The 13,885-nt window shown below is 55.9% G+C and carries 12 protein-coding genes and 1 riboswitch; of the genes, 6 read left to right on the plus strand and 6 right to left on the minus strand.

The features are described from left to right. Positions 1–25: 25 nt before the first annotated feature. From AC2TEL_RS06085 to AC2TEL_RS06095, 3 genes are all read right to left on the minus strand, one after another. Positions 26–808: an ATP-binding cassette domain-containing protein gene (locus tag AC2TEL_RS06085; RefSeq protein WP_480902620.1), complete on the minus strand. Its 783-nt coding sequence runs from the start codon at positions 806–808 to the stop codon at positions 26–28. After that, positions 808–1,878: an ABC transporter permease gene (locus tag AC2TEL_RS06090; RefSeq protein WP_480902622.1), complete on the minus strand. Its 1,071-nt coding sequence runs from the start codon at positions 1,876–1,878 to the stop codon at positions 808–810. The genes AC2TEL_RS06085 and AC2TEL_RS06090 overlap by 1 nt, the downstream gene beginning before the upstream one ends. A 118-nt stretch (positions 1,879–1,996) precedes the next feature. Then, the gene (locus tag AC2TEL_RS06095) at positions 1,997–3,016 is read right to left on the minus strand and encodes a substrate-binding domain-containing protein (RefSeq protein ID WP_480902624.1); all 1,020 of its coding nucleotides are present in this window, start codon (positions 3,014–3,016) and stop codon (positions 1,997–1,999) included. A gap of 186 nt (positions 3,017–3,202) precedes the next feature. On the opposite strand from AC2TEL_RS06095, the gene AC2TEL_RS06100 reads away from it, so the two are divergent. Continuing rightward, complete coding sequence (locus AC2TEL_RS06100) at positions 3,203–4,402, plus strand: ROK family transcriptional regulator (RefSeq protein ID WP_480841417.1); 1,200 nt, start codon at positions 3,203–3,205, stop codon at positions 4,400–4,402. 187 nt (positions 4,403–4,589) lie between these two features. On the opposite strand, the gene AC2TEL_RS06105 is transcribed toward AC2TEL_RS06100, so the two are convergent. The 3 genes from AC2TEL_RS06105 to AC2TEL_RS06115 all read right to left on the minus strand — a co-directional run bounded on the left by AC2TEL_RS06105 (position 4,590) and on the right by AC2TEL_RS06115 (position 8,083). Beyond that, positions 4,590–5,417 (minus strand): alpha/beta fold hydrolase, encoded by an 828-nt coding sequence (locus AC2TEL_RS06105; RefSeq protein WP_480902626.1) that lies wholly within the window; start codon positions 5,415–5,417, stop codon positions 4,590–4,592. A gap of 148 nt (positions 5,418–5,565) precedes the next feature. Further along, on the minus strand, positions 5,566–7,074 hold the full coding sequence (locus tag AC2TEL_RS06110) for an aromatic amino acid lyase (RefSeq protein ID WP_480902628.1): 1,509 nt from the start codon (positions 7,072–7,074) through the stop codon (positions 5,566–5,568). 1 nt (position 7,075) lies between these two features. Further along, positions 7,076–8,083, minus strand: coding sequence for an ornithine cyclodeaminase family protein (locus tag AC2TEL_RS06115; protein ID WP_480902630.1), 1,008 nt, complete (start codon positions 8,081–8,083; stop codon positions 7,076–7,078). Positions 8,084–8,188: 105 nt separating this feature from the next. On the opposite strand from AC2TEL_RS06115, the gene AC2TEL_RS06120 reads away from it, so the two are divergent. The 5 genes from AC2TEL_RS06120 to AC2TEL_RS06140 all read left to right on the plus strand — a co-directional run bounded on the left by AC2TEL_RS06120 (position 8,189) and on the right by AC2TEL_RS06140 (position 13,649). Further along, positions 8,189–9,103 carry a LysR family transcriptional regulator gene (locus AC2TEL_RS06120; protein WP_480902632.1) on the plus strand — a complete coding sequence of 305 codons (915 nt, stop codon included), beginning with the start codon at positions 8,189–8,191 and terminating at the stop codon, positions 9,101–9,103. Positions 9,104–9,201: 98 nt separating this feature from the next. Then, positions 9,202–9,305, plus strand: a riboswitch (TPP riboswitch). Positions 9,306–9,338: 33 nt separating this feature from the next. Continuing rightward, positions 9,339–10,319 (plus strand): thiamine ABC transporter substrate binding subunit, encoded by a 981-nt coding sequence (gene thiB / locus AC2TEL_RS06125; RefSeq protein WP_480902634.1) that lies wholly within the window; start codon positions 9,339–9,341, stop codon positions 10,317–10,319. Beyond that, positions 10,295–11,842: a thiamine/thiamine pyrophosphate ABC transporter permease ThiP gene (locus AC2TEL_RS06130; protein WP_480902635.1), complete on the plus strand. Its 1,548-nt coding sequence runs from the start codon at positions 10,295–10,297 to the stop codon at positions 11,840–11,842. Before thiB ends, AC2TEL_RS06130 begins: the two co-directional genes overlap by 25 nt. Next, the gene (locus tag AC2TEL_RS06135; protein WP_480902637.1) at positions 11,829–12,521 is read left to right on the plus strand and encodes a thiamine ABC transporter ATP-binding protein; all 693 of its coding nucleotides are present in this window, start codon (positions 11,829–11,831) and stop codon (positions 12,519–12,521) included. Before AC2TEL_RS06130 ends, AC2TEL_RS06135 begins: the two co-directional genes overlap by 14 nt. Positions 12,522–12,728: 207 nt before the next feature. Beyond that, positions 12,729–13,649 carry a hypothetical protein gene (locus AC2TEL_RS06140; protein ID WP_480902639.1) on the plus strand — a complete coding sequence of 307 codons (921 nt, stop codon included), beginning with the start codon at positions 12,729–12,731 and terminating at the stop codon, positions 13,647–13,649. The last annotated feature ends 236 nt before the right edge of the window (positions 13,650–13,885 follow it).

Here is a 13,885-nt window from a genome sequence, read left to right on the forward strand (position 1 = left end):
CAGACACGTATTGTGTCATGATCGATCAAGCTGCGTCCTCACCTGGCGGTTCTTTCGCGCCGGTCATGAATGCAACCGCATCGGACATTGTGTAGTCCTTGGGATCGATGGTGCAGAGCCGTTTGCCCAGCCGGTGCACGTGAATACGGTCGGCGACTTCAAAAACGTGAGGCATGTTGTGACTGATCAGTATGATCGGAATGCCACGCGCCCTGACATCCTGAATAAGTTCCAGAACCTTGCGGCTTTCTTTGACGCCAAGCGCAGCCGTCGGTTCGTCCATGATGATGAACTTGGATGCAAAGGCGGCAGCACGGGCCACGGCAACACCCTGACGCTGGCCGCCGGACAGGGTCTCGACGGCCTGGTTGATTGACTGCACGGTCATCAACCCCAGCTCGGTCAGCTTGTCGCGTGCGAATTTCTCCATAGCGGGTCGATCCAGTTGACGCAGGTACTTTCCCATGAAACCGCTTTTGCGGATCTCGCGCCCCATGAACATATTGTCGGCAATCGACAGCGCCGGAGACATGGCAAGCTGCTGATAAACAATCTCGATCCCCATGTTTCTCGCATCGATCGGAGAGGTAAAATTGACCTGCTTGCCTTCAATCAGGATTTCGCCTTCATCGGGTATGGTTGCCCCGCAAATCGCCTTGACGATTGACGATTTGCCAGCCCCGTTGTCGCCGATAACTGCCAGGATTTCACCTTGACGCAGTTCAAAGTCTGAATGGTCGATCGCGGTCACGTGGCCATAACGCTTCACAAGTCCGCGGCCCTGTACGACAGGTGTATTGTCTGACATCAGCCCGATACCTTTCTGATCCACTGGTCAACCGCAACGGCGGTAATGATGAGAAGTCCGATAAGCAGGAAGGTCCACTGCGCATCCGCGCCCAGAAGCCTTAGCCCCAGCGTAAACACCCCGACGATCAGGGCCCCGAACAATGAGCCCAGGATTGACCCGCGCCCGCCGAACAGCGAAATACCCCCTATCACCACAGCAGTGATGCTTTCGATATTGGCCAGCTGGCCAGAGGTGGGAGAGACCGAGCCAATCCGGCCGATGAGGGCCCAGCCGGCAAAGGCGCAAATCAATCCAGAGAGCATGTAAACCGACATCAGCGTTTTGTGGACGTTGACACCTGACAGTTCGGCCGCCTCTGGGTCATCACCGACTGCATAGACGTGACGCCCCCATGCCGTATGTCTTAGCGCGTAGGCCAGCACAGAGATCAGCACCAGCATGAATACCACTCCGATGGTGAGGGTCGCCCCGCCGATTTCAAATTTGGTTCCGAAGAATTGCAGGAACGGCGCGTTCGCTTCAATGTCCTGGCTGCGGATGGTTTCGTTTGCGGAATACAGGAAGTTAGTGGCCAGAACGATCTGCCACATCCCGAGTGTGACGATAAATGGGGGCAGCTTAACGCGGCTGACGAGCCATCCGTTTATCGCCCCAATCGCAGTGCCAATGGCAAGCCCACACAGAACCGCAATCGGTACGGGAATGCCATAGCGGAAAGAGAACTGACCCATAATGACAGATGAGAAGACCATGATAGAGCCGACGCTCAGGTCGATACCCGCGGTCAGGATGACAAGGCTTTGCGCGGCCGCGACAATGCCGACGATCTGAACCTGTTGGAGGATCAAAGTCATTGCGAAGGGCGAGAAGAATTTTGAGCCCAGAAGCAGGCCGAAAATAGTAATTGCACCGACCAGAACGATCAAAGGCACAAAGGAAGGATTAACGTGAAGAATATGCTGCAACTTCCCGACAAAGCCAGTTCGATGGCTCTCGAACTCTGCAACTGTTTCTTTTCGGTTGGCCGCAGTTTCGAACTCTTGGGCACCTTGGTTAGCTTCAGACATTTCTCCCCCCTTTCGTGGCGGTGTTCGCTGCCAACGACGTCAGTTTACAGGAAGTTTCGGTTTTATTGCGATTGGATTGGTGAGGCGCGTAAACGCGCCTCACACAAGAGGTAAGGCATCAGCCCCAGCAGAGTTCCAATCCCTCCGCGACCGAAATCGAGTCCACTCCATCGACGGGTTGATCGGTTATCAGTGCAACTCCGGTATCGAAGAAGTCTTTTCCGGGAGTGTTTTCAGGCTTAATGCCTTCATCGGCCCATTTCTTCACCGCCTCTACACCAAGCGCCGCCATCAAAAGCGGGTATTGCTGGCTTGTCGCACCAATGACGCCGGCTTCGACGTTTTGAACGCCGGGGCAGCCGCCATCAACCGACACGATCAATACGTCGTTCTCACGACCGATGGATTTCAGGGCCTCGTACGCACCTGCGGCAGCGGGTTCGTTGATCGTGTGAACAACGTTAATTGTCGGATCCTTGGCCAGAAGGTTTTCCATGGCGCGCCGCCCACCTTCTTCATTACCGTCTGTGACATCGCTGCCAACCAGTCTCGCATCGGTTTCGTCACCGATGACATTGGGGTCGGCAAGATCCACGCCAAAGCCCTCCAGGAACCCTTGGTTGCGCAGAACATCAACGGTCGGTTGGCTGACGTTCAGATCAAGCGTCGCGATTTTTGCATCCGCTGCGGCGTCGCCCATCTTGGCCTTCGCCCATTGCCCGATCAGCAAACCGGCTTTGTAGTTGTCCGTGGCAAACGTTGCATCAGCGGCATCGATTGGGCTGAGCGGCGTGTCCAGCGCGATAACCAAAAGACCCGCATCCCGAGCTTGCTGGACTGCCGGAACAATGGACCCCGTATCGGACGCCGTCAGCAGGATGCCCTTCGCGCCGTCGAGAATACAGGTTTCAATGGCCTGAACCTGCGTTTCGTGGTCGCCATCGATCTTACCGGCGAATGCTTTCAGCGTCATTCCCAGCTCTTCAGCTTTTGCTGTCGCGCCTTCCTTCATTTTTACAAAGAAAGGGTTGGTATCAGTTTTCGTGATCAAGCAGACGGTTTCACCAGCGGCCTGCGCAGATGTTGCCCCGATGGTCAGGGCTGCTGCTGATGCTGCAATATAAAGAATATTCTTCATGGTTTCCTCCCGGGTAATATCTTTGGTCGCGCCGGTTTTCCGGCACCTGCCCGCATTTGTCCTCCAATACGGGTCTGACTATAGCAAAGGCGATTCTGTCGCGCCTGTCAATAAATAAATAAACTTGATTTATTAATCGGAGATGTCATCTTTCCAAAGGGATAGGAGGTGTCTATGGTCGGTCTCATGGAAAAAGAGATGCTGGCAAAACTAACGGGCGGGGTGAACCAAAGCGGTGTTCGCGACCACAATGAGCGCCTGATTCTCACGGTTTTACAAAGGCATGGCCCTACTGCGGGCGCGGATGTCGCGCGCCTTACAGGACTGTCCCCGCAGACCGTTTCCATCATTCTCAGAAAGCTTGAAAAGGACGAAATCCTAAGACGTGGTACGCCGATCCGCGGAAAAGTCGGAAAACCATCGATACCAATGGAACTCAACCCGGAAGGCATCCTGTCGGTGGGAATGAAGATCGGCCGGCGAAGTGCCGATCTTGTATTGATAGATTTTGCCGGCAATCCTCGCCGACAGTTTTCCATTTCTTATGACTATCCATTCCCCGAAACTGTGTTCGGATTTTTGGAAGAAGGGCTGGAAAAACTACTTGCTGATGAGCCGGACAGACTGCGCCGGCGCGTTTGCGGTATCGGGATCGGAACTCCGTTTGAACTCTGGAAGTGGCATGACCTGACAGGCATCGCGGCCGAGAAGTTCCGGACATGGAAAGACGTGAATTTCTTCTCGGAAGTTGCCAAATTCAGCGATCTTCCAGTGTTTGTAGTGAACGACGCAACAGCGGCCTGCCATGCCGAGCATCTGTACGGGCGCGGGGGCGAGTATCGCGACTATTTCTATTTCTTCATTGGTTCGATGATTGGTGGGGGCGTTGCTCTTAACGGCACTGTTTTCGAAGGAAATCAGGGCAACGCCGGCGCATTGGGGGCGATGCGCACCACAGGTCCATTGGGTGAAAGCCAGCAACTTATCGATGTCGCGTCGCTGCACTTGCTTGAAGACCGTTTGGTTGAAGCGGGGGTCGATCCATCCATTCTCTGGAAAAAGCCGCAGGACTGGAGCAGTATTTCCCGCTACGTTGACCCGTGGATCGGCACGACGGCGCAGGAACTTGCCAAAGCTGCCCTGTCCATTTGTGCGGTCATTGATTTCGAGGCCATTTTTGTCGACGGTGCCTTCCCGACGGATGTTCGCGAAGAACTGGTGGCGCGCGTTCGGCGATATTTGTTGAATCAGGACAAACGCGGGCTGATCCCTCCGAGGGTCGAGGCCGGGGCGGTTGGCGAAAACGCCAGAGGTATTGGAGCGGCAAGTAGCCCAATTTTTCGTCAATTCCTGTTGAACACGAACGCAGGATTGTCGGCGTTCTGAGTTGAAGCAACACGGCCAGATAACAACGAAAGTTTGATGAAGATTAGCGGGACCCGACTGCCACGGCAAAAGCAGCCCGACATGAAGCCGTGGAATTTTCAAGATATGACGTGCACAAAGCCATAATTTGACTTTTGAGAATAGCGTTAAAAGATCGCACCCATTTGTTCTTGGCTGTCATACGGGGCTACGAGCCACTTTCGGCGAAGGCAACATCCGCACGCTCAATCGTGCGTTCTATTAGCGCGTTCACCTGATCCGGCGTTTCGATCGATGACGAATGCCCTGCACCCCTGAACACGACCAGTTCCGATCCACGGATCGCCTGATGCATGTGTTCGGATTTTTCGGCAACCGTCGCAACGTCTTCATCTCCGACACCGATACCGACCGGTATTGCAATTTTGTGGAGCAGATCCGCGCAGCCATCCCTGTCGATCACCCCCTTGACCGCGCGCGTGATACCAATTCGATCATTGCTGGTGATGGCCCGCGCCCAACGTTTCCTTTCATTGTCGCGTTTGGGATCATTCAAAAAACTCTTTCCGAACATGATCGGCATGACCCGATTGATCACCGCCCATAGGCCAATCCAGCGTGCCACAAAATTAAGCATGCGGTACTTTGGTGCATTTTGGGGATCTTCAGGGTGCGCAGAAGTCTCAAGTAACGTCAGGGTCCGGATCAGTTCCGGCTCACGTGCCGCCAATCTCATCCCAACAAATCCACCCATACTCAATCCAACAAAGTGACATGGAGCTGCATCCAATTCCCTGATCAGAGCAGCGGCATCCCTGGTCAGGGTATCAATGTCATAACCCTCTTCGGTGATTCCGCTTTGCCCCTGCCCTCTGTGGTCAAACGTAATACACCGGTACCGATCCCTGAGATGAGCGACTTGCGCTTCGAACATTGCACCACTGAAGAGAAGACCATGGGAAAAAACTATGGGCTCGCCATTTCCCTGGGTATCTTCGAAATGGATGCGTGCTCCGTTCACCTCGATATGGGGCATGATGAGTCTCCGATCATTTTGAGCGCAGTGTAGCACAACCGGGGATATCTTCGGCGTCCGGGTGTTTGCCGTCTGTTCAATGCGAAATTGTCGTATTCAGGTATGCCCGATCTACCGCCCTGCGCGTATCTTCAGCGCAACCCATCCATCAGCTATGAATTCCGGCAAACCGATTGCGAGCGATACCGGCAGCGAGCGATTCAATGTCGGCGCCCAACGGACGGTCTTCGACGAGAGGGGGCGAAACCTCGCGAATGTCGTCGCAAATTCCGGCCAGTACATTTCCCAAAGATTGCCGGCATCCGCGCAGTTCTACGGCTTGGCAGGCTGCCAACAGTTCGATTGCAGTCAGGTGACGCAAATACCCGACTACTCTGTTCAACGCCTTAACGGATGCTGGTGAGCCGGGAAAGCAATCCTCTACACCGTTGGCATTCAAGCTGGGCCAGATCGGTACGGATTGAGCCGCGTGCGCGAGCTCTGACAACAGCGCTTCGGCCACTTTCATAACAGGAGCGAAGCCATTGGACGCGCTGTCTGGTTTTGCCAGAAAGCCGGGCAGCGCGCTGAATTCAGGGTTCAATAGCTTCGAAACCCGTGCCAACTGCGCCATCGCCAACGGGACAATTGATCGGGAAAGCGTTTCCATGACACTGGTGATTTCAGACGTGAAGTAAGCCCCGCAAGAAATCATCTCATCGTTGTCAACAAAAGCTACCGGGTTGTCGCTGGAACTGTTGATTTCAATCGTCAGGCACTCGATCGCACTGTCGAGGGCTGCGCGAGTCGTGCCGTGGATCTGAGCCACGTTTCGAAACGACAAAGGATCCTGCAAACGCCGCGCCTGCTCCGGATCAAACAAAGCTCCACCGGTCAATCGTTTGCGCAACCCTTCGGCGGCTTTCAATTGGCCGGGATGTGGCTTGATACGAAGCACCCGTGGCTCCAGCGGCCCGGCATTCGCGCGAAACCCTTCCATTGAAAGCGCCGCGGCAGATTGTGCCGCCTCGAACGCACAGGCTGTTTCTGCCACCGCAAGTGCCGCGGCCCCGGCAACGGCACAGGCATGGTTTGCCAGCGCCAGCCCGTCGCGCGGCGCCAATTTCAACGGCTCAATTCCGTGTGCGCGCATAACCTCGATGCTGGGGCCAACGGTTCCGTCAGGGGCTCGCATCTTCCCTTCGCCGATTAACGACAATCCGACAGTTGCATTGATAACCAGATCGGCCGCACCAATTGAGCCGATGTCCCCGACGACAGGCGTCAAGCCTGCATTCAGACACTCCGCAATGTGCTTCGCAACCTCGGGTCGGGCTGCACTGTGACCTGTCAGCATCGTGTTTACCCGCACAATCAGCCCCGCCCTGACGGTGTCTGGCGCAGCTTGCGGGCCGATCGCCTGAGCCCGCCCGCGTAACGTCTGAACCGAGAATTCGGACAGCGCGTCCGCCGACAGCACTTCGGTGGCCCGGGCGCCCAATCCCGTTGTGACCCCATACACAGGTATCCGTTCCTGGATGGCGCGTGCCACCAGCGCATGTGACTTGGCCATTTCCGCCAGCCCTGCGGGATCAAGCGAAACTGGCCGAGATTGCCGTGCCGCCACGCTGAGCGCTGCAACGGTCAATGACGCTCCGTCTAGCCTGAGTGAACCCATCTCAGGCATTCCGGTAGAGAAGCTTCTGAACGATACCGAGCTCTCGGGCCCGCTCCAGAATCCGGGCTCCCAGAGCAATGTCCGCGGTCGACATGCCACGGTGCCAGAACAAAATGGTCTCGTCGTCGGATTCCCGGCCCGGTTTCAACCCCGCTGCAATTTCGCCGATTTCGGCGTAAAAAGTGTCTTCGCTTACAAGGCCGGCGTCTATATGCGGACGCAGCGCGCCCAGATGACCCGCGCGCATCTGGCCCAGATCGTCCATGACAAACTTGTCGAACCCCTCAGTAAAGTTCAGCGGCAGGGCGCTCATCGTGCCGTATGGCACCACAAATGCGCCTTTTTTGACCCAAGACCGGTCAAACATTGGCGTTGGTTCGTTTAGGCGCGTTGCTTCGATCAGGATGTCTGCCCCATTCAGGCAGCTCTGCCAGTCTTCGGTGACAATCACCTTTTTGCCCAGATCACCGCTGAGTCTTTCACCGAAGGCATCACGGCTTTCCTGACGTCGCGAGTGCACCCGGATTTCTTCAAAGTCGAACAGATGATCCAACAACCTGACATTCCAGTAGGATGTGCCGCGCGCGCCGACATGCCCCAGTATTCGAGGGTTTCGGGGACCCAACCATTTGGCGCCAAGGGCGGTCAGAGCACCTGTCCGCATATCGGTGATACCAGCGGCATCAATCACTGCACGCGGGGCGCCGGTTCTGGGACAGAACAGGTTCAGCAGGGCCAGTTCCGACGGCAAGCCCTGCTTGTAATTGTCGACATAGTCGCCAACAATTTTCACCCCGGCATAGCCCAGCGGCTCCACATAGCCACGCAGCACGTTGAAATGCCCGTTGAACGCGGGGTCAGGCGTCAGATGCATGCGCGGCTCTATGACCGCCTTACCCTGCCCCGCCGCGATCAATCCCTGCTCGATCGCGTTCAGAATGTCATCATTGCTGAGTGCCACCTGATCGACTTCGGGCTGACCCAGGTATTCGATTTCAATTTTTGTCATGCGTAGATCCCGTGCTTTTTGTCATCTTGAAGAATGCATGCTGGCGTTCCAGATCAAAAAATGTGACGCTTGCCTAAGAATTCCTGATGCAAAGGAATGCCGCCTGTGCGACTTCCCCCGCTGAACACACTCAAAGCATTTGAGGCAACCGTCCGACTTGGCGGGTTCACCGCGGCCGCGGCTGAACTGGGAGTGTCGCCTGCCGCAGTGAGCATGCAGGTCAAAAAGGCCGAAGAATTCCTTGGGAAAAAGCTGTTTCATCGGACCAACAACAGCCTGTTGCTGACAGATGCAGGGCGATCCTACCATCCAACGATCGGCGACGCGCTGATGAGCATCTCAGCCATCACAGACCAACTCCTGGAAAACGAAGCGCGCTCTCGGATCATCATCAGCACTATTCAATCTTTGGCAGAAAAATGGGTCGCTCCTGCAGTATCCAGATTTCGATCTTCTCATCCAGACATAGGGATAGAATTGCGCATCGAAGGTGACCCGGTGGATTTGACAAGCACCCAAACCGATATCCGGATCACTGCTGAAAGCCATCTGTATCCCCAACACACAACCGAACCCCTTTTCACCGATACCGTCTATCCCTATTGCAGCCAACATTTTCGCAAGCGATTTATTTCGAACGGAAGTCTTGCCGAAATTCCTGACAACCTGCTGATCCATACCGATTGGGGTGAACAATATGCGTCATACCCGACATGGGCCGCTTGGTTCCGTGCCGCGGGGCTCGCAAGAACACCGGACATCCGCAAAGGCCTGCGGATCGGAGGCGCAGCCGTTGCCTTTGCACTTGCGTCCCGGGGTACGGGTATAGCTCTCGTACCGAAAATGCTCATTGATGCGGAGCGCGGTGCGGAGTGTCTTCCGCAATCCGCATTACTGGGTTTGTCTTTGCCTTATGGCTATGCAGCCATTCTTCCCAAACACTCGGCAGACCTGCGCCCCCCACCCTTCAAACCGGCATTAATTCAGGCGATTCTTGCCGACTTGAAGCAAAACGGCTGACACTTTCAGGGTATGCCATGCCTGTCTTCCGAAATTCAGTGACAAAGCCAGAATTGCTATGAAACCGGTTGTCTTTTCGTCCGATCCCGCCTAGGCACAACAACACCTCGGGGTGCGCGGCTTGCCGTGCTGAGATGCCTTTGGCGAACCCGTTGAACCTGAACCGGCTAGAACCGGCGGAGGGAAGGGTAGCGGTTTCATCCATCCTTGCCCTCTCGCCGCAATGGAGGATGATATGAAACATCTGATGATTGCTGCGGGAATACTGAGTGCAACATCGGCCATCGCCGCCGACAAACCTCAGCTGACCGTTTATACCTATGACAGCTTTGTCTCGGACTGGGGCCCCGGCCCGCAGGTCGAAGAAGCCTTTGAGGCAGTGTGCAACTGCGACCTGAACCTGATTGGTGTCGAGGACGGCGCGGCGCTGCTGTCACGTATCCGGCTTGAGGGTGAGAGTTCCAACGCCGATGTCGTGCTGGGGCTGGATACCAACCTGATCACCGCAGCGAAGGAAACCGGTCTGTTTGCCCCCAGCTCGGTCACAGCTGACTACACGCTCCCGATCGAGTGGACGGATGATGTCTTTGCACCCTACGACTGGGGGTATTTTGCGTTCGTCCACAACGCGGATTCACCGGCGCCTGCCAATTTCCAAGAACTTGCAGACGGCGACACCAAAATCATCATTCAGGACCCGCGCTCGTCCACTCCGGGCCTTGGGCTGTTGTTGTGGGTCAAAGCGGCCTATGGCGATGAAGCGCCGGACATCTGGGCCGGGCTTGCCGACAACATCGTAACCGTGACCAAGGGTTGGTCCGAGGCCTATGGCCTGTTCCTTGAGGGTGAGGCGGACATGGTCCTCAGCTACACGACCTCTCCGGCCTATCATCTGATCGCAGAGGAAGATGCCAGCAAGGCAGCGGCGGCCTTTGACGAGGGGCACTACATGCAGGTCGAAGTTGCGGCAAAACTGGCCGGAACCGATCAACCCGAACTGGCCGATCAATTCCTGGAGTTCATGGTTTCGGACGCTTTCCAACAGATCATTCCAACGACCAACTGGATGTATCCGGCGGTAACGCCGGCCTCTGGACTGCCTGAAGGGTTTGAAACTCTGATCGTGCCCGAGAAATCCCTGCTCTTCGGAGCGGATGAAGCCGCCGCAATGCGGGATCAGGCGCTTGCGGAATGGCTGGGCGCGCTCAGCCAGTAAGCCCGTTACCGGGTATCGGCGCGGCCGCGCTGGTCGCCGCGCTGATACTGGGTACGCTCGGCGCGGTCGCCCTGCGTGCCGAAGCAGCCGGCGGGTTTGGCCCCGCCGACTGGTCTGCCCTGCGCTTTACGCTTACGCAGGCGGTGTTGTCCGCACTGTTCAGCGCGGGATTGGCCGTCCCGGTTGCACGGGCACTCGCCCGGCGAAGGTTCAAGGGGCGACAAGCCCTCATTGCCTTGTTGGGCGCGCCTTTCATTCTGCCGGTTATCGTTGCAATCCTCGGACTGTTGCAGGTCTTTGGCCGTGCGGGGTGGATCTCGGACATTCTGGGGTTCTTTGGCCTCGCCCCCATTCGCATCTACGGATTGCATGGTGTCGTTCTGGCCCATGTGTTCTTCAACCTGCCCTTGGCCACGCGCCTCATCCTGCAGGCGTGGCAGGAAGTTCCCGCCGAGAGGTTTCGCCTGGCCGCGCAATTGGACTGCAACGGCATGGCGATGTTCCGGTTGATCGAACTGCCCATGCTGACACGGATACTCCCCGGGGTGCTGGCCGTAATCTTCGCCATTTGCCTGACAAGTTTCGCCGTTGCTTTGACGCTGGGCGGGGGACCGCGGGCGACGACACTTGAACTCGCAATCTATCAGGCCTTCACCTATGATTTTGACCTTGGTCGCGCCGCACTGCTGTCAGCGCTGCAACTTGCACTAACCGCAGCCGCCGCGCTGGCAGCGCTCAGGTTTTCGCGCAGAGATGGCCTTGGCGCAGGGTTGGATCGTGCCATTCGCCGCTGGGATGGAGGGGCGCCTGCAATCGATGCGTTCTGGATCTTGGCGGCGGCGGCATTCCTGTTGCTCCCCTTGGCATCAGTGGTGATTTCGGGGTTCACGGGGTTCTTTGACATGCCAGCAATTGTGTTTCGCGCGGCGCTGACCTCGATCATTGTGGCCGCTGCCAGCACTGCGATCCTGCTGATGCTTGCACTGCCGATGGCAACGGCCGTCGCGACCGGGCGTTTCGGGATTGTCGAACTCAGCGGAATTCTGGGTCTGGCCGCGTCACCGTTGGTTATCGGCACCGGTCTGTTCATTATGATTCGTCCACTGGCAAACCCGACTTCGCTGGCGCTTCCTGTGACCGCCCTGGTGAATGCCGTCATGGCCCTGCCCTTTGCCCTGCGCATTCTCGTGCCAGTAGCCCGCGATATCGTCGCGCGGCACGGGCGGCTCGGGCTATCACTGGGCATGGGAAAGAAGACCTTTATTGCCTGGATTCTGCTCCCTCGAATGCGCCCGCAAATCTGCTTTGCCGCTGGCCTCGGTGCCGCACTATCGATGGGTGATCTTGGCGTAATCGCTTTGTTCGCTGATCCCCAGATCGCAACATTGCCACTGCAAATTTATCGTCTGATGGGTGCGTATCAGATGCAGGCCGCCGCAGGAGGCGCATTGTTGCTACTGTTGCTGTCGATGGGGGCATTCTGGCTTTTGGATCGCGGAGGGCGCTGGCATGCTGAAGCTTGACGGCTGTGTCATCGAAAACGGAGGTTTCGCACTGCACGCCGATATTGGCGTCGAAGCCGGAGCCAGCGTTGCCATCATCGGCCCATCCGGCGCAGGAAAGTCCACATTGTTAGAAGCGATTGCCGGTTTTCGCGATCTCAAACAAGGCCGAATTCTCTGGAACGGTGATGACATTTCCGTGCTTCACCCCGGGAAACGTCCGCTGGCCATGCTGTTTCAGGATGGGAACCTTTTTCCGCACTTGACGGCCGAGCAGAATGTCGCGCTAGGCCTGCGCCCGAACGGACGACTTTCGAAGGACGAACACACCAAGGTGCAAGCCGCCCTCGATCGCGTCTCACTGCACGGATTGAGCAACCGGAAGCCATCAGAACTGTCCGGTGGGCAACAAAGTCGTGTCGCACTGGCCAGGGTCCTTGTGCAACGTCGCGAAATGTTGCTGCTGGACGAACCCTTCGCCGCCTTGGGACCGGCGCTGAAGGCAGAAATGCTTGATCTCGTTGCCGACCTGACAACGGAGACCAAAACAACTTTGCTGATGGTCAGTCATGATCCGCAAGACGCGCATCGAATAGCCGGACAAACAATCCTCGTGGCGGATGGATTGGTGAATCCTCCTGCTGCGACATCTCAGCTCTTTGAGAATCCGCCCCCTGGTTTGCGCGACTATCTGGGATAAGATTCCATCGAAATCCGTCATGCCCGAAACTTTTTGCGGGTGCGTGTCGAAAGATGGTTACTGCATAGGTCTTTGGCGGATTTGTGCGGCTAAAGCTTCCGTAAAGGGGTGGCTGGAAGACAACGCAGCGATTAAAGTGGTTCCTGCTTGCTGGGAATGTCGGGGGTCTTTTCACAGCTATCTGTTCCGCGTTTGGTGTTTCACACAATGAAAAGAAAAGTCGTATTTGCCTATCGCATAGGGCAAAAGAAAATGGGCGGCAAAGTCATGCGCGTCGATCAGTTGGCAGCGATGGCTCGGTCCCATCTTTCAGAACGTTACGAATTTGACGTGGCGTTGGCGCCAAGAAGCGCACGTCCGTACATGTGCAAAAGATTCGTGGAACAGTGCAAAGATGCCATTGTGATTTTTCACAAAAACGCGGCGGAAAACCTTGGGCCAGACTTTCGCGAAGCCCTGAAAAGCGTAGCCGCAGGTATCTGCGTCGATCACTTGGACGTGGTCGCGGGCCCATTTGAGTCAGGGTTCGTCGACATCCACATAGCCGCTTCTTACGAAAGCGAGCGGATTTTGTATCAAAACATGAACTCGCTCAACCCGGTTCCCGGAACGCAGATACGTCATTTGCGACATCACGCAGACCCGCGCTTAAAGGCGGGAACTGCGCCGGATCACAAACTATGTCCAGGGTATTTTGGATTGGCATCCAATGTAACAATGCCGGATGCATTGGCCGAAACGGTATTTACGCCGCAATACGATGGAAAATCGAATGCTGACGATTTTATTCAGAAAATGTCGCACGCGAACTTTCACATCTGCACGCGCGATCCACCAAAAAGAAATTCTTTTAAGCCCTTTACAAAAGGTTTCAATGCCGCTGTGGTCGGTGCCAATGTTCTTGTGAATAAACAGGTCCATGATGCAGAGCACTATCTGGGGTACTCTTATCCTTATCTGATCGAGAGCACCAATCCTGATGAAATAATGGAATGCATTTCGCGCGTAGAATCAGAATTTGGTAATCGTCAATGGAATAAGGCATTGAAGATAATGGAGGATGTATCCCGACAAGTGTCCCCGAAAAATGTTACGACCGAATTGGACAGGATTCTAAGACTGTTTTAGGCGTGGCCTGTGTCTCTACAGATAAAGCGCATGGCACCTGCTGAAGTTACGCAATGCAAACATTATTCTCATAGCCAGTGCTCGCGCCAGACAAGAACACCTGAAATGCCTCGCATTCGTGCAGCTCCCAGTCTGGGTAATTGAAATATTATTAAACCGACGGGCGAGGCTCGGGTCAGAACCCGTTTGATTCAGCCTGACCTCGTGGTTCATCGCAGCCCAAGCAACCTCAATCC

This window comes from Ruegeria sp. HKCCD9138, from assembly GCF_057220975.1.